The sequence below is a fragment of the Pseudoalteromonas sp. PAB 2.2 genome, assembly GCF_001938575.1.
In the GTDB taxonomy this organism is placed as follows: domain Bacteria; phylum Pseudomonadota; class Gammaproteobacteria; order Enterobacterales; family Alteromonadaceae; genus Pseudoalteromonas; species Pseudoalteromonas lipolytica.
The window spans coordinates 52,020-68,854 of record NZ_LYPI01000016.1 but is presented as its reverse complement, the minus strand read 5'-3'; the positions used below and the strand labels follow the sequence as shown (position 1 = coordinate 68,854).

Below are 16,835 nucleotides of genomic sequence, written 5' to 3'. Positions count from 1 at the left end.
GTTTTTAGTTGTTATTTACGTTACATTGATTTCATGTTGGAATTTAAGCGAGTTATAGAATTTTGAGGTATAAGGATTTCATGACAGTATCAGTATCTCATATAACGCACATTGATAACTTGGCTAGCATTTTAGGTCAAGGTTGCTTATGGTCTGATGCTAAACGTATTGAGCTTGGTTTAGTTAACCAAAATATTGGCTATAACCATATTAAGCAACGCCGTTTAGTTCGCCCTGTAAAAGTGGCTGCGGGTGGTACGATTGGGCAGTATGTGCCGTTTAATTTTTGCCCGCGTTCAGTCATGTTGTATGTTATTCATTGTGGACATGACAACTTTGGCGGCGGGCAAGATAAGGTATTACACTTAATTAGTGATACTGAAACAGTGCGCCTGGGAAACCAACATTGCTTTTTTACTGACATTCATGCTGATTTAGAATATGCAGAGCAAATTGATGATTTTACACGTATAAATGAGCTAGATATCAATCGAATTATTAATGAGCGTTATTGGCAGGACTTTAAAGAAGAAAAACAAGCTGAGTTTTTAGCGTTTGAATCTGTACAATGGGCAGCTATTCGCCAAATAGGCGTAAAAACACAAGATGTTGCTAATGAAGTTAATATGCTACTTCAAACTGTGCAGCATAAACCTGAGGTATTAGTTATGCCGCAGTGGTACTACTGAGGTCAATATGATTATTTATCAAACTGGCAATATTTTGCATGATCAAGCTGATGCTATTATCAACACAGTTAATACTGTAGGGGTAATGGGTAAAGGGCTGGCTTTGCAATTTAAAAAAGCCTTTCCTGATAATTTTAAGGTTTATAAAAAAGCCTGTGATGACCAAGGGCTGGTAACAGGTGAGGTGTTAACTGTTGAGCTTAATTCTATTAACGCGCCATTTTATATTATTAACTTTCCGACTAAAGCACATTGGAAGAGTAAGTCTAAGCTTGAATATATAGAGCAAGGGCTTAGTAGTTTAAAATCTGAAGTAAAACGCTTAGGCCTTAAATCTGTCGCATTACCTGCATTAGGCAGCGGCTTAGGAGGCCTAGATTGGCATGCTGTTGATTCACTTATACAGAGCTCTTTAAGTGAATTACCAGGTGTTGAATGGCGTGTATATCCACCACAAAATGCACCAAGCGCTCAAGCAATGCCTAATAAAACGAAAAGACCTTGTATGACTTTGGGAAGAGCTGCCGTGCTTGGTTTGATAGAGCGTTATACCTCTACAGGGTTTGGGTATCGTTTGTCTTTATTGGAAGTGCAAAAGCTTGTGTATTTCTTAACGGCAGCGGGCGAGCCTTTAAATAAAGTGGTGTTTAAAAAGCATCATTACGGCCCTTATGCTGATGTATTACGCCATGTTCTCGATAAAATGGAAGGCCACTTTATAACTGGTTACGCAGATGGCATAAATAAGCCTGATACGCCTATAGAGCTTAAAGATGATGCGGCTATTGAAGCGCTTAACTATTTGGAGGCGTGCCCAGAGACCAAGCAGCGATTTGACAAAGTCGCCAGGCTAATAGAAGGCTTTGAGTCGCAAAATGGTATGGAACTGCTTTCAACGGTTCATTGGGTTGTTACTAATGAGCTAGAAGGAACCACTATTACTGATGAAGGGCTTGTTAATGCAGTGCACAGCTGGAATACTCGAAAATCGCAAATGAAGCCCGCACATATCCTTGCTGCTTGGAATAAGTTAAAGCAAGAAGACTGGCTAAATTTAAAAGCACAAACAGCTTAAAACTATTTTAAAGGGAAGCGTATAGCTTCTCTTTTATGCCATATTGCTGAAAGATAAGGCCCAATTGGCTCTGTATTCCCTGACTTTATAGTTTTAGAGTTCTGACCTCTAGAGTTACGTAAAAGCAGCTAACTTCACATTGTCACCTTTATAAAATACAATATGCTAACGCTAATCATAAAGGACTGCATTGTGCGTATTCAGCATCTAATCATTTTTACTTTTCTTATTTTCATTGCATCTTGTAAATCTACTATGCAAGCGAGTTACTCTTCTCAAGTTGATCCTAATTATAAGTTTTATACAGATACTTATATCGCTGTTTTTGCAGCACAAGGTGAGAATTTTAACACTCTAGAATCTAAATATTATATCGATCACGTTGTCTACTCGATGAAGCAGAGAGGATTTAAAAATGTATATTCCTATAAAAACCTTCCTGTACCAGGAGTTAACTTTGATGCTGTTGTTTATATTAACGTTAGTAAAAGTAATGGCTCATATCAGTATGAAACATCGAATTATGGTTTGATTGATAGTGGTTACTCTACCATCAATTGTACGGGTACCTTTTGTACTCAAAATAAACAAAAAACATTAGGCATAACTGGTAGTTCAATTAATACGGGATACTTCACTAATTACTACTTTTCTACAAGTTGGTTTAGCGTAAATTCAGATGAAAAAATATTATTTAGTTTTTCCTCTTCAAGTCAAGAGGGTTGTTCAGATCGCGGCATGTATGAGTTTTTGATAGCTCAGACAATAGATCGTTTAAACTTTAAAGAGCCGAAGGAATATAAATACTCGGTTGATATGCCATCTGAATATAGCTGCAATTACTAAAGAGGGTTGTTTTAATGGACAAATTACTAGAAAAAATACCTTTCATTGTAATGTTTGGTTTTGCAGCTACATTTGCTGTAATAGGCTTTATGGATAATGGCTTTATAGGAGGTTTCAAAGGATGGTTTGGTGGTGTACTACTTAGTCTACCTATTATGGTATTTTTTATGATTTTAGGCAGTGATGTTAAATGGTACCTAAAATTTCCAAGTGCAATCATTGGAGCATTGTTATATCTAAACTATATTCTTGGTACATTTAAAGGGATTTTTTAGCTAAGACTTTGGTTGGTATAGCTCTTTATTAATTTTTATAGTTGTTATCTAAAGTTTACAAACCATTTTAAGTTTATCGTTTTTATTTTCTACGGGAGTTCAAGGCTGGTTTTGTAGTAAACTCTTTGCATAAATGAAAAGTACAAAAGCATAGTTTTACTTTTAGTACCCACATTAGTACCCATAGGCTGCGGCCCTTAATTAAAGGTCATATAAATCAAATGAGTAGAACAGGAATACAGTGGTTCCCGGGTCACATGAACAAAGCCCGTAACGAAATTAAAGAAATCATGCCACAAATGGATGTGATCATTGAGGTGCTTGATGCCCGTATTCCTTATAGTAGTGAAAACCCGATGGTTACAGCGCTTCGCGGTGATAAACCCGTTATAAAAATCATGAATAAAGCTGACCTTGCTGATCCTAAACTCACGCAAGCGTGGAAAGACTACTTTGAACAACAAAGCGGTGTTAAAGCAATTGATTTTGGTAATGATAAAGCGGGTGAAGTGCATCGTATTAATGAGCTTTGTAAAAAGTTAGTGCCGCATAAAGTGGGTGCAGATAAGCAAATAAAAGCCATGATAATGGGCATTCCAAACGTAGGTAAATCAACGCTAATCAATACTTTAGCTGGCCGAATTGTTGCAAAAACGGGCAATGAACCTGCTGTAACCAAAGCCCAGCAACGCATTAAACTTGATGATGGCATTATGTTGTACGACACGCCAGGCATGTTGTGGCCAAAAGTAGAAAACGAAAACTCAGGTTATCGTTTAGGTGCAACAGGTGCGATTCGTGATACTGCGATTGATTATGAGGAAGTGGCAAGCTACACGGCGGAGTATTTATTGCACGCATACCCTGAGCTTTTAAAAAGTCGTTATAAGATTGACGAATTACCTGAGTCTGACTGGGAATTTGTTGAAATGGCCGGTAAAAAGCGTGGCTGTATCCGTGGTGGTAATCAAATTGATACCTATAAAATGTCAGAAATTCTGATAAATGAATTACGTGATGGCATTATTGGTCGAATTACCATGGAAACCCCCGCAATGCGTGAAGAAGAAGAGCGCATGGTGGCAGAGCTTCGCGCTGCGGCAGAAGCTAAAAAAGCAGCAAAAGAAGAAGAGAAAAAACAGCGCCGAGCGCGTGCTCGTAAAAACCGCCGTTAATCACACTTTATTTGCAGACATAAAAAAAGCCCGTAAGGGCTTTTTTAGTTTCATATCTACCGTCACCGATATGAGCAATGTAGCAAGTAAAATAAGTAGGGCGATCGCCTGTTGCCAACATCAAGGGGCGCTGCGGTTAGCAACAAGCGATCTTAGCTTTATCGTGGGCCACACGTGTTTCAGGGTCGAGAAACAAATCAGTTTATTCCGATAACAATTCGCCAAAATACGTAATTAAGCGAACAGCTATTACAATCCGTAATGCTTTTTCCGTCTTGTTGATATTGATTATCAATTAGATTTAGATATCTGTCAACACTCTATTGCAAATAATTCTCATTTAATTTTTGTTTTCTTCAAAGTATAGCTATTACACGCATTAGCACTAAAGTTAGGCTGTAAATTAGCGCCAATAAAAACTATGCTGGTGCCATAATAATTAAAAAATCACATGCGATGTTTTCAATTTGGTCAATAAGCCTACTTGCGATTGTTTATTTAGCAATTTTATTTGCTGTTGCAGGCTGGGCAGATAAAAGAAAGGTGTTGCCTTTTAAAGGCTTAACTTATGGTTTGTCGTTGGGCGTGTATTGTACGTCGTGGGCTTTTTTTGGCACTACGGCGCAAGCAGCTTATAACGGCTGGTGGTTAGCACCAACGTACGCTGGCACGATTCTGCTGTTTATTTTTGGCTGGCAGATTTACTGCCGAATTGCCCATATTTGTAGACAGCAAAAAATCACTTCCATGGCTGACTTTATCGCGACTCGTTATGGTCAATCATCTAGCTTGTCGGGCTTAATATCGCTAATTTCTGTGATTGCTATTGTACCGTATATTTCGTTGCAACTCAGTGCGACCGCACAAAGTATTAATTTACTAACCGACCGAGCAGTGACACAAAGCAGTGAGGTATGGGCCGACAGCACTTTTTATATCACGCTCTTGTTGGCGTTATTTGCAATTTTATTTGGTGCAAGACGCTTAAAACCCAGTGAACATAACCCCGGTTTAATCGCCAGTATTGCCTTTGAGTCGGTGGTGAAACTTCTGGCATTTTTAGCGGTTGGTTTATACGTATGCTTCGTTTTATTCGACAGTCCCATCGCTCTTTTTGAAACGGCACAACAATTAAATATTGACCAACAAGTTGCGGCTTCAAAGAGTCCGACCTATGTGTATGTTGCACATACTCTCTTGGGTATTTTGGCTACCTTGTGCTTACCACGTCAGTTTCATATGAGCTTTATTGAAAAAAATAACGATAAAGAACTGGCTTCAGCACGTTGGCTGTTTCCTATTTACTTATTACTTATCAACTTGTTTATTTTGCCAATTGCGTATGCCGGGCTTATTTATTTTCAAGGACAAGACGTAGGCTACGATACCTTTGTATTGGCATTACCCATGGCCGCAGACGATGCCTTTGTTGCATTGTTGGCCTTTTTAGGCGGCTTTTCAGCGGCGACGAGTATGGTGATTGTGTCGGCAATTGTACTCTCGGTGATGATCACCAATGACTTTATTAACCAGTTCATTTTACGCCGCTCACAACTCACGTCGAGTAGCCGAGGCTTGGATAAAAATAACCTTTTGCATGCGCGTAAAATCGTTATCGTACTGATTTTATTATTAAGTTACTTCACGCATCGGGTTTTAGGCGAAAGCACTACCTTAGCTAATGTTGGTTTGATGTCGTTTACGTTGGTTGCCCAATTTTCACCGGCCATGATTATTGGTTTATGGTGGCGACAAGCGTCTTGCCGGGGTGCACAACTGGGTATTTTGAGCGGTTTTATTATTTGGGGTTACACGTTATTACTGCCCAATTTAGCGGGCGGATTAGGTAACGATAGCCAATGGTTGGTTGATGGCCCTTGGCACATTAGCTGGCTTGCACCGACTGATTTATTTTCGCTGGGTCTTGAAAGTATCAGTCAGGCTTTATTGTTATCGTTGGGTGCGAATTGTTTGGTGTACTTTTTGGTGCCTCTGTTTAGTCGTGCAACACTGGCTGAGCGTTTACAAAGTAATAAGTTTGTTGCTCAAGGAAATGAATCTCGTGTAAGTAACCATTTGCAGCCTTTAAGTTATCACGATTTAGGGGCTTTATTGCAGCGCTTTGCTGAAAAAGAAGCGGGGCAATCGCTGGTAAATCACTATTTTCCTGAAGATAAAAGTAAATGGAAGCGGCCCGCAAATGTTGAACTTGAGTTACTCGTAGAGCGTGAAATGTCGGCGGTCATCGGGGGCGCTTCAGCACGCCTTATCTTGGATGTTGCCAAAAATGAGCAGCGCCAACCTCTTGAGCAAGTTGCTGAATTTGTTGATGAAGCAAGCCAAGTATTGAAATTTAATCGTGACCTGTTGCAATCAACCATAGAAAATATTCAACAAGGTATCAGTGTAGTCGACAGTGAACTGCGTTTAGTTGCTTGGAATCAAGGCTACAAAAACATGTTTGCTTACCCAGATGATGCCTTGTATATCGGTCGTCCAGTTGCCGATATTATTCGCTTTAATGCTGAGCGCGGCTTGTTTAGCGGTGAAAGTATGACCAGTGAAGTTGAAAAACGCTTGGCGTATTTGCGCCAAGGCAGTGCGTATAAATATCAGCGCTCACACAATGATGGCCGCGTGTTTGAAATGCAAGGTAATCCGCTGCCAGGTGGTGGCTTTGTAACGACTTACACAGATATTACTGAATTTGTAAAACAACAAAAAGCACTCACAGAGGCCAATGTTAGCCTTGAAGAAAAAGTGGCGGCACGGACCTTAGCACTCACTCAAGCGAACCAAGAGCTATCAATGGCAAAACAAGTCGCCGAGCAAGCAACCGTCAGTAAAACGCGCTTTTTTGCAGCTGCCAGCCATGATTTATTACAGCCATTTAATGCTGCGAGCTTATTTTGTTCCTTAATGAATGAAAAAGCCCAAGACACAGAACTTAAAGAACTGGCAATGAATATTAAGAATTCGCTCGGCAGTGCTGAAGAATTGTTATCGAGTATTTTAGAGTTAACTAAACTTGATTCGGGATCATTTAAAGTGCAAATGAGTGAATTTGCCATCAGTAGTTTGGTTGAACCATTGCGCAATGATTACGAAGCGTTAGCAAGTGACAAAGGGTTAAAGTTCATTTTAGAAACATGTGATGTCCGTTTGCATACAGACAAAGCATTATTGCGTCGTGTGCTTCGCAATTTACTCAGCAATGCAATTCGTTATACCGAGCACGGCGAAGTTCGCCTGAAAATGCATCACGATGATGACCATGTATCGTTTATTGTTGAAGATACAGGGATTGGTATTGCTGCTGGTGATCAACACACCATATTCCAAGAGTTTAAGCAGTTGGGTGTTAAACCGAGTGCTGAAGGACTTGGATTAGGCCTTGCCATTACAAAACGTATTTGCGACTTATTAAAAATACCGCTCGTAATGGGCTCTGAGCTGGGCAAAGGTACACAGTTTACTTTAACCTTACCATGCAAAGTTAGCACTGCACCAAAGCAGGCACAACATGCTGAAATATCGCAAGAAACAGAGCTTGGGCAATTAAGGATTTGGCTGCTGGATAACGATAGCAATGTATTAGAGGCGTTAAAGCAGTTACTTGAAAACTGGGGATGCGAAATCTCTACGGCAACTAACTTAGCTGAGCTGGAACAATTAAAAGCTGAGCAGCCCTTGCCGCAGTTGCTGATCATTGATTATCAACTTGATGATGGTGTTACGGGTCTTGAGGTCATAGAGCAAGCAGGCTTAACAACACTGCCTGCAATTGTAAATACCGCAAACCATGACGAGGGTATACGCGAGCTGGTGCTCGATGCGGGCTATCCGTTGCTTTATAAGCCACTGAAAGCGCCCGCATTAAAGCGTATGATTAAGCGACTGACTTAATCTGCGTTTTGCTCAGTTGCTGGGGTATTGGCTTTAATTAAGCGCTCTACCTCAGCGACAAACTTCTTATCTAAGTCATCTTCATGGCTCAAAAATAACAGCATTTCATCACCATTGTGGTCAATGACCGTTAGCGTGGTGGTTAGTAGGGCGCTTTTAGCATAATCAACGTTGAGCTTTTTAATGTCACTAAAGCGGCGCTGATCTTTCTCAAGCACACCGTGCTCATTTTCCCAGTAACTAAAAATGGTGTTTTCAGTTATGCCGTTTCCATCAGTTTTAAAATCAACAAAGGCATCACTATAAAAGTATTGCACATTCTCATTTGCTGGGATGATCTCTTTTCGTTTTAAAAAGTTAACTTGATACGACCATAGCTTATCGCCGGTTACTATGGTTGAATTTGGCAACAAATATAGCTCATAAATTAAGCCATAAAATAGCCAAGGCAACATGAATATCGAAATGATAACCTGCCTTGCTCGCCATTGAGAGTGATACTCAAGAGCTTGTTCAGGTTGCTTGAGGTTTTGAATGTAATTAACTAGAGGCAACCATAAAATAGGCGTAACTAAAAACAGCCAGGTACCATATTCCCAGTTATAGCTTACGACTTCAGAAATGATAATCGCCAGCCATAACACGAATCCAACCGCGACGGGCATGATCTTATTTTTGCCAAAGGTTTGTTCGCTGTGCTTGCAAAGCTCAAGTAACAACGGAATAAAAAACAGTGGTGCAAATATACCTCGGGCAATCGGCATTATATGGCTTTGTTGTTGCTCTTTTATCGCTTTCCAGTTGCGATAGCTCCAGTAGTTAATGAATATTCCTAAGCTGAATAAGCTGTAAATAACAAACTTACTGTTACTGACAGGGTAGAACTGCGTACCTTCAAATTCTGGACGTTTTCGAACTTCAAAACGCCAAGCCGCGATGAAAAAGATGATTGCCACTAAGTAGCTTAAAATAAAAACGCTATACCAATTGGTTTCTTCATCTACCTGCATGGTAGTCGCAGTGTTAGTACCATATTTGATAATGCCATATTGCGTTTCGTTAATTAGTTTTTTCCGCGCGTTGAGGTATTGCTCTATTTGGTCTGCAGGAATATGGTCTTGCTTCGCACTGTAATCAAAGTAAAGGGTAAGTATAGAGTCTTTGAAGGTAACGCGTTTTTCCAGATGGAAAAAGGGATTGTCGATACTGAGTTGTTCTTCCTCAAATTCCCAATTAGGCTCTGAGAATGCGATTTGAATTGTTGTTTCAATATCATTTGGATACCGAAACCACATGGGTGCATTACGCTCTAGCTGTTCTGGTTTATAAACGCTGTTTTGAATTTCGCTGGCATAAAAATCGTTGCGATAGCCTTTATTGTCAGGTTTCCAGAAATTATCAATTGTGTAGTATTCATTTGTAATTAGTTGACCTGTGTCATCAAGGGTATCTACGGTCATGGGTTTAGCTGTTTTTAAACCTTTGAAAGAGTCTTGATAATATTCTCTGTAATCATCTTCTGTGCTTTTAAGGCTATTTTTTGCTATTGAACTACGGCGGCTTATCGCTTCAAAATCGCCGTATTCATAGCGAGTTGTAAAGTGGGTGGCATCATCTACCTTTTCAGGGATCGAGTAGCTATCAAAGACTTGAACACGCTTTACCAGAGGCTTAGTAAGCATGTCTGTAAAGCCTGTTTCACCTTCTTTAACGATTAAAGCCACGCCATAGTTTGGTTGTGCTAAATGCGCTAAGTCGCCGCGTTGATATGACGTGGTAGGATCAAGCCAATAGCGCTTCCCTTGGTGCTCTAGGGTGACAATGACGTGATCAAATAAGTTTGGGGCGACAGGTAAACTCGCTAAACGCTTTGTTTCTTCTGTATTTACCAATGCTGGATAGGCGTCAACGCCCAGTGCTTTTAACAATGAAATAAGCAGTACTGTTTTGTCTTTACAATCACCATAGCGCAGTGCAAGGGTTTCTGATGCCGGAGTTGGCCGATGCGAGTTGGTGCCCATTTCGAGCCCCAAGTAACGAACTTCGTCTTGACTGAAACGCAGTGCTGCAACTATTTGTGACTCTAAATCAGTATGCTGCAACTTGATTTGACGAGTAATAGTTTCAATAGCAGGGCTAATTTCAATGGCTGATTGGTAAAGTGGCAGTGACCAATCAATGACCTCTTGCCAGTTATTAACTTCAGAGAAATAAACTTGTTTATACGGTGAGTACCAATAAGGTACTTCACTTGCTGAGATCATTGTAGGTTCATTGTGTTGGTTTATTTGGTAGTCAAATCCTATATTTAGGGGAGTACTGATAAGAGTTGATTCGCCATTGACAAAGTTGATGTGTAAAGGGGTTGGCTTTTGCCATAGAACCCGCATAAATTGCTGCACAACGGGCACAGACCAATTAAGAGTTCTCGCTGTACTAAAGTGTTGATAAACCGGATTGCTGCCCGAAATCGTATAGCTGTAATCTAATATATCCATGACACGCATATCATCAATAATGATATTTAGGCTTAATGTGCCATTGTATATTCGACTTGCTAGGTCGGTCTCACGTTGTAAAACCTGTCGCTGAGCACTACCCAGTTTGTCTATATATTCACCATTACGGATAATCCCTAAACTATTGAGCGAAAGTGATTGATAACTAGGGTCAAAATCAATATTGAGTTGACTAATATAATCGACTCCAGATTGATTGGCAGCTTGCATAACCGTTCGAGTAAAACGTTGCTGTGGTGCTTGTTCAGTCACCTTAAACTGTGTATCGAGCATAAGATAGAAGGTCCCATCTTTAATATGCTCATTGGGGATATTCGGTGTTAGTAGTTCATGCTGTTTGACCCAGCTATCCGCTGGCGTAACCTGGTAATCATCAGCAACTACCAAGCAGCTTATAAAAAGTAAAAAAAGCGATGATAACGTGAGGTATAGGTGCGTCCATTTCATTATTATTTTCTAATTACGTTTAGTTTTATATGACAAATTACTGAAATAAACAGTATTAGCCAACCAAAATTAGCCTTTTTTGTCTCTTTTTTAGTTATAAAGGCATTTGGTGAAAATGAAGAGTGGATGATGTTTAAATAGTGTGAGGTGGAAATAGGATTCTTCAAAAATCGGCGTATAGTGAAAAAATAATAAAAAGGAGATGTCATGGAAGAGGTTAAACAACAAAGCGCGACTCAAACAGCCGATGTTCAAGGAGATAAGGATTTAGTCGGTATAAAAGGTTGGCTGATTCTGGTTGCTATTGGAGTGGTTATCAGCCCACTTCGGGTTTTTTATGAAAGTATCAACACATTTAAACCTATCTTTACTACTGATATGTGGCAAAGATTAACCTCACAATTTGGTGATATGTATCACCCGTTGTGGGAGCCTCTTTTAATTATTGAGATACTCTTTAATGTTACATTATTTTTTGCATCACTTTATTTGATTGTGTTGTTCTTTAAGCATAAAAAAGCATTTGTTAGCTGGTATTTAGCTATTTTACTCGGCGGCCTCGCATTTATAGTGCTTGATGCTTTTGTTGTGAGCTTACTTGTGCCGAGTGTCACCATTTTTGATAGTGAAATGAAAACTATGCTGATAAGGGGAGTTATTCAAGCCTTAATTTGGGGCCCCTATATGCTTTTATCTCAGCGTGTTAAAGCAACATTTGTTAAATAGTGCTGCTGCAGGGCACGCTCACTTTTGCTTGTGTTCCATGCGCTGGCTGCGACGTTAAAGTAAGCTCGCCACCTTGATTGCGTATTAGTTCGCGGGTGATTATCAGTCCTATGCCTGTGCCGTTAGCTTTGGTTGAGTAAAATGGCACAAATAGGTTGTCGGGGTTTTGAATGCCACAACCTTGGTCGCTAATTTCAATATTTAAGTTATCACCTTGTCTTGACCAAGTGAGGCTAGGAGCAGAATTGCTACCTGCTTCAAATGCATTTTTTATCAGGTTGATTAAGGCTTGTTCGAGTTGCCCTAAATCGGCACTAAAATGCAGCTTTTCGCTGCTATTTATAACGAGTTCAGGGAAGATAGCTGTTAAACGCGTATTTAATTGCTCGTTGCTTATCGGTTGTTTGTTTGCAGGTGGTAGTTTTGCAAAGGCGCTGTAACTGCTCACAAAGTCTAACAAGTGCTGGGCGCGCTTTTCGATGACTTGCAGCATATCTTGGGCAAGATCATCGTGATTGCTTATTTGTCCCTGACGCTTCATGGTTTGCAGCGATTGGCTCATTGAATAAATCGGGGTGAGGGAGTTACGAACTTCGTGATTTAATACCCGAATGAGGCGCTGCCAGACAAGCTGTTCGTTTTCGCGAAGTTGTTTCTCGATTGAAAAAAAGGTCAGTAATTCAAAGCTTCTGCCAGCCCGCCAAAAAGTTTGAGAGGCTATCTGAAAGCGCTGTGTAAAGGGGGCGCTTTTTTGCTGCTGCCATTGCCCGTCTTGAAGTGTTAACCCCAGCTCACTGGCAGTTTTACCTTCTATATTGCTATTTTGTATACTGTTTAAAAAAGCACGGTTGCTAAAATATACCAAGCTATGTGGGTCTAATATCACAATGGGTAAATCTAGCATGCTCGCAAACTCAAATACAAACTCTTCGGTTTGCATATAGTGGCGTTTGTTTTTCGCTATTTTATCGCTCAGCTTAGCAAAGTCGTTTTTGAGTGAGGCAACCCGGCCACTTTCATAAAAAGCTAAATGCCAGCTATTGCTCTCGTCGTTGGCGAGTGCGTCAAGCTGTAAACCAAAACGCTCTACGACATCGGTGATCAGGCGGTAGCTTTTAATTAATGCAAATGCGCTTACGCTAATAAAAGGCAGCAGTAAACTGATGCTGGCGAACCAGTCGAGCTTTAGGGTCAATGTGAGTGCGATGCCCAATGTGAATAGAGCAATTAACACCACAGAATAATAACGTTTTACACGCTTCTCTAACGATTGCTTTGCACCCATTTAACGGTCTACTTCTTTTAGGTCAAGTTGGTGTTTATCAATGCGACGATAAATAGCTGATTTACTTAACCCTAAAAATTCGCCAGCAGCAATCACATTGCCATTAAACTGCAGCAATGCTTTTTGAATCATCTGTTTTTCAAGCTCTTCAAGGGGCAACAAGGGCAGCGTTTTATCTGCACTTTTATTTGGTTGCTCGCAGCTAGGTTGATCTAAAATGAGATCGCTTGCTTGAATATTGATGTTGTCACTCATGATCACAGCACGTTCAATGCAGTGGCTCAGTTCACGAATATTACCCGGCCAACTGTATTGTTCTAATGCCTCGATGGCTGAGTTACTTAGCGACATATTAGGGCGTTGATATTTTTTACCATGAGTGAGTAATAAATGCTCCGCTAAGGGGGCAATATCCGCTTTTCTGTCGCGAAGCGCAGGAATATGTAGCTCAATGGTGTTGAGTCTAAACAGTAAATCACGGCGGAATTCACCTTGCTCAATCGCCGTTGCAAGTTCTGAGTTAGTTGCCGAAATAATCCGAACATCGGCTGTTCTGGTCTGGCTTGAACCTAATACCTCAAATTCTTTGCTTTCGAGCACGCGCAGCATTTTGCTTTGTAGTTCAAGGCTCAAAGTGGCTATCTCATCAAGAAATAAAGTGCCCCCTTCGGCAATTTCAAAACGCCCTAAGCGATCTTCTTTGGCGTCAGTAAACGCCCCTTTTTTATGGCCAAATAATTCGCTTTCAAAGAGTGATGGCGCAATGGCGCCTATATTTACGCTTACATAGCGTTTGTCACTGCGTATAGAATGCTGGTGGATATAATTGGCCAGTAAACTTTTGCCTGTGCCATTTTCGCCGGTAATTAAAATACTGGCATCGGTTTTTGCGGCGCGCTCTGCTTTGGCGAGTAGTTGTTGCATTACCTCAGAATGGGCTATATAGCTAGCGTGTGTGTTATTGGTAAGTGCTTTTAAGCAGGCATTATCATGGTGGCTTTGTTTTAGTTTTAACTGCTGTTGCACCACCGCTGTTAAGCGCAAATTATTCCATGGCTTTTCGACAAAATCGACCGCGCCTAATTGCATGGCTTTAACGGCGACATCAATGCTTGCCCACGCCGTCATTACGATCACGGGAATGGTTGAACCTAACGTATTTAGTTGCTTTAAAAAACGCAGTCCTTCCTCACCCGATGTGGTGTCGAGTTTGTAGTTCATGTCGAGTAAAATTAAGCTAATATGTTCTGATTTCAACACGTCAAAAGCGTGTTCAGGGCCTTCCGCTTCAAGGCATTGTAAGCCGAGTTGTTGTAATGCAACGGTTGCAGCCAGACGCACATCAGCTTGATCGTCAATGACTAAGATTTTGTCCATGATGTTTTTCTTTTTGTCCTGTTGATGTGGCTTAAGTTAGCACTTAAGCCACCGTTTTGTGCTGTTAATCGTTACGCAGTGCAGCCATAGGTTTTGCTTTAAGCAGTAAAACCAAAGGCCTAAAGCAAGCGAATAGGGCAATACATAAGGTAATGCTCCAAGCGAGTAATTGCAGCCTTACATCAAGTACCAGCCAAGACATTAGCTGCCCTTGTAATAAGTAAAAACCAGCAATCACAGCAGCCAACGCGACACTAAAACCAATTAAAACAGGGATAATCGCTTCAACACTCATCAGTTTGAATAAACGTGCTTTTTTAGCACCTAAAGCCATGCGTATACCGAATTCATAACGGCGCAGACCAAGGTTGTAGCTCAGTACCCCAAAAATACCGATTGCCGCTAATAATAGAGTAAATAGCGCTAAGGTACTACACAGAACCACAGTTAGTCGGCTCATATACAGTAAATTGTCATACTCGTGTTGTAAGTCATTAAACTGCCACATGGTTAAGTCGCTGTTCTTTTCTTTTAGTGTATTAAGTATTTGTTTATTGGTCAGCTTGACGCCTTCAGAGGCTTTAATTGTGAACATATAGCTATACGGCTGGGCCGGCCACCAAATATGACGGCCAAACGACTCGTCGTAGTATTTTGGGTGATTAAAGTCTTCGGTTACGCCGACCACTTCAAACATTTTTTCTTCCAGGCCTTGATAAGATTTACCAATAATATTGCGATAATCTTGATCGGGTAATAAGTTTTCTGCCACGCTTTGTGACACCAGTATCTCGTTGGTTTCACCGCGTATTGCTTGCTCAGTAAAAGTGCGCCCCGCAAGAATTTGCGTGTTAACTAAAGCAAAGTAATCAGGCCCCACCCACTGACTTGGGAAGAAAATTGAGCTTTTACCATTAACATCAGTCAGGGTATTGGCGTTTTGTCTTGGCGACACCGGGCTGTGACCGAGAGCCACATCTTCAATGCCTTCGCTATTAAGTAAAACTTGCTTGTATTGCAGCATGTGTTCGTAGCGCTCAGCCAATGACATTTGATTATTTGGCTGGAACAGGTTGGCAAAATAGAGGTTCTCAGTGTCACTGCCTAAAGGGCGGTTAATCGTACCGAGGGCTTTGCTTACAACCATTACCGAAAAGCTAACGAGTAGAGCGGCAACAAACATTTGTGAGCCAATTAAAATGCGTACCGTACGGCCAGATACTTGTGATACCCCGCCTTTACCACTGTTCTGCATTTGCGTGTTTAGGGTTTTGTAATTCACTAAACGCGCTGTTATCAGTGAGAAAATAGTGGCAAGTGCAATACATAAAAGCACTGCAACGATCACCAGTGTACTATCAACAGCAAGGCTATTAACCAAGGGTAAACGCCCTTCGGCCAATACTTTAAATAAGCGAATGCCCCAGACTGCTAAAAACAGTGCAATACTGACCGACAAAGTCATTAGAATCAGTGACTGTAAGAATATGCTATTAAACAAGGTTTTTCGTTTAGCACCGAGCACTGCTTGCAAAGCGAGGGTTTTATGTTGCGCCAGCGCACGCGAGAAAAATAAAGTACTGACGTTCAGCACCGCAATGATTAATAAGCCCACGGCTCCTGCAAGCATCATTAAGCTTAAGTCATCATTTTTGCCTAATTCAACGTCGCGATAGGCGGTTACTTCGGGTTTTACATCGGTAATGCCGCCATTGTTGAGCCATTCTGATTTTATGGTGTCAATTTGTTGTTTTAAGTCGACTTTAACTTGCTCAATTGTTACGCCGGGTTTTAAAACGGCAATTAGCTTTAAGTTTTTAAAGGTGTTTGTCCACGGGCTTTGCCAGTCTTCATTGTGAAAAAAACGACGGTCGGCGCTTGATGGAAACCACACTTCAACATCACTTGCTTTAAACATATAAGGTGGGCTAAATGAATCATCAACAACCCCCACGATACGGTGAACATAATCGGTTTTACCGGCCATTACTGAGAGTGTCTTACCAATAATATTCGGATCGCTGCTGTAATGCTTGCGCCAAAAGTTGGCTGAAATCACTACGCGATCGTCGGGTGTTTCTAGTGTTTCGCCAAGGTCAAAACCTTGCCCTAGTATGAATGGGGTGTGCAACAAGTCAAAATAATTGCCGCCCACATAAAGTACCGGTTCTTTTGGTTGGCCATCGAGGTTGGCAAAGATTTCCTCGCCAGCATTGATCATCATACTTTGCTCGAAGCTTTGATTATGCTTGAGCCAATGCACCATCGACTGATAGCTTTGAAAGCCGGTGGCGTCGTAGTCATCATAAGTAAGGGATTGTTCAACGACCACCATGCGATTTTCATCGTAGACATCTAGTGGCTTTAAAAAGTAGCTGTTTACTAAACTGAGTACCACAAACAAGGTGGCGAGGGTGAGTGCCAATGTTGCGATAACCGCCGTTACAAAGCCGGGAGCATTCATTAGAGATGCCCACGCTAAACTCAATTGAGTGCGTATTTTGGTTAGTTTCAT

Annotated in this window: 11 protein-coding genes; 7 read left to right on the top strand and 4 right to left on the bottom strand. The window is 41.0% G+C overall.

What is annotated here, in order from left to right:
- Nucleotides 1-80 precede the first annotated feature (80 nt).
- The 6 genes from BWD47_RS14945 to BWD47_RS14920 all read left to right on the top strand — a co-directional run bounded on the left by BWD47_RS14945 (nt 81) and on the right by BWD47_RS14920 (nt 7,966).
- Complete coding sequence (locus tag BWD47_RS14945; RefSeq protein ID WP_075594224.1) at nt 81-689, top strand: DUF4433 domain-containing protein; 609 nt, start codon at nt 81-83, stop codon at nt 687-689.
- Between the two features lie 7 nt (nt 690-696).
- Complete coding sequence (locus BWD47_RS14940; RefSeq protein WP_075594223.1) at nt 697-1,764, top strand: macro domain-containing protein; 1,068 nt, start codon at nt 697-699, stop codon at nt 1,762-1,764.
- 192 nt (nt 1,765-1,956) lie between these two features.
- Nucleotides 1,957-2,610 (top strand): hypothetical protein, encoded by a 654-nt coding sequence (locus BWD47_RS14935; protein WP_075594222.1) that lies wholly within the window; start codon nt 1,957-1,959, stop codon nt 2,608-2,610.
- Nucleotides 2,611-2,624: 14 nt separating this feature from the next.
- The gene (locus tag BWD47_RS14930) at nt 2,625-2,885 is read left to right on the top strand and encodes a hypothetical protein (RefSeq protein ID WP_075594221.1); all 261 of its coding nucleotides are present in this window, start codon (nt 2,625-2,627) and stop codon (nt 2,883-2,885) included.
- A gap of 221 nt (nt 2,886-3,106) precedes the next feature.
- Nucleotides 3,107-4,060: a ribosome biogenesis GTPase YlqF gene (ylqF, locus tag BWD47_RS14925; RefSeq protein ID WP_075594220.1), complete on the top strand. Its 954-nt coding sequence runs from the start codon at nt 3,107-3,109 to the stop codon at nt 4,058-4,060.
- A gap of 456 nt (nt 4,061-4,516) precedes the next feature.
- The gene (locus tag BWD47_RS14920; protein ID WP_075594219.1) at nt 4,517-7,966 is read left to right on the top strand and encodes a PAS-domain containing protein; all 3,450 of its coding nucleotides are present in this window, start codon (nt 4,517-4,519) and stop codon (nt 7,964-7,966) included.
- Here the strand turns inward: BWD47_RS14920 and BWD47_RS14915 are convergent.
- Nucleotides 7,963-10,932, bottom strand: coding sequence for a DUF3857 domain-containing transglutaminase family protein (locus tag BWD47_RS14915; protein ID WP_075594218.1), 2,970 nt, complete (start codon nt 10,930-10,932; stop codon nt 7,963-7,965). The two genes, BWD47_RS14920 and BWD47_RS14915, sit on opposite strands and share 4 nt — an antisense overlap.
- A 207-nt stretch (nt 10,933-11,139) precedes the next feature.
- Between BWD47_RS14915 and BWD47_RS14910 the strand changes: the two genes are divergently transcribed.
- Complete coding sequence (locus BWD47_RS14910) at nt 11,140-11,658, top strand: DUF2569 domain-containing protein (RefSeq protein ID WP_075594217.1); 519 nt, start codon at nt 11,140-11,142, stop codon at nt 11,656-11,658.
- On the opposite strand, the gene BWD47_RS14905 is transcribed toward BWD47_RS14910, so the two are convergent.
- The 3 genes from BWD47_RS14905 to BWD47_RS14895 all read right to left on the bottom strand — a co-directional run bounded on the left by BWD47_RS14905 (nt 11,651) and on the right by BWD47_RS14895 (nt 16,835).
- Entirely contained in the window at nt 11,651-12,943 is a 1,293-nt protein-coding gene (locus BWD47_RS14905) for a PAS domain-containing sensor histidine kinase (protein ID WP_075594216.1), read from the bottom strand. The genes BWD47_RS14910 and BWD47_RS14905 overlap by 8 nt on opposite strands.
- On the bottom strand, nt 12,944-14,320 hold the full coding sequence (locus tag BWD47_RS14900; RefSeq protein WP_075594215.1) for a sigma-54 dependent transcriptional regulator: 1,377 nt from the start codon (nt 14,318-14,320) through the stop codon (nt 12,944-12,946). It lies immediately after the preceding gene.
- Between the two features lie 64 nt (nt 14,321-14,384).
- Nucleotides 14,385-16,835 (bottom strand): ABC transporter permease, encoded by a 2,451-nt coding sequence (locus tag BWD47_RS14895; RefSeq protein ID WP_036973575.1) that lies wholly within the window; start codon nt 16,833-16,835, stop codon nt 14,385-14,387.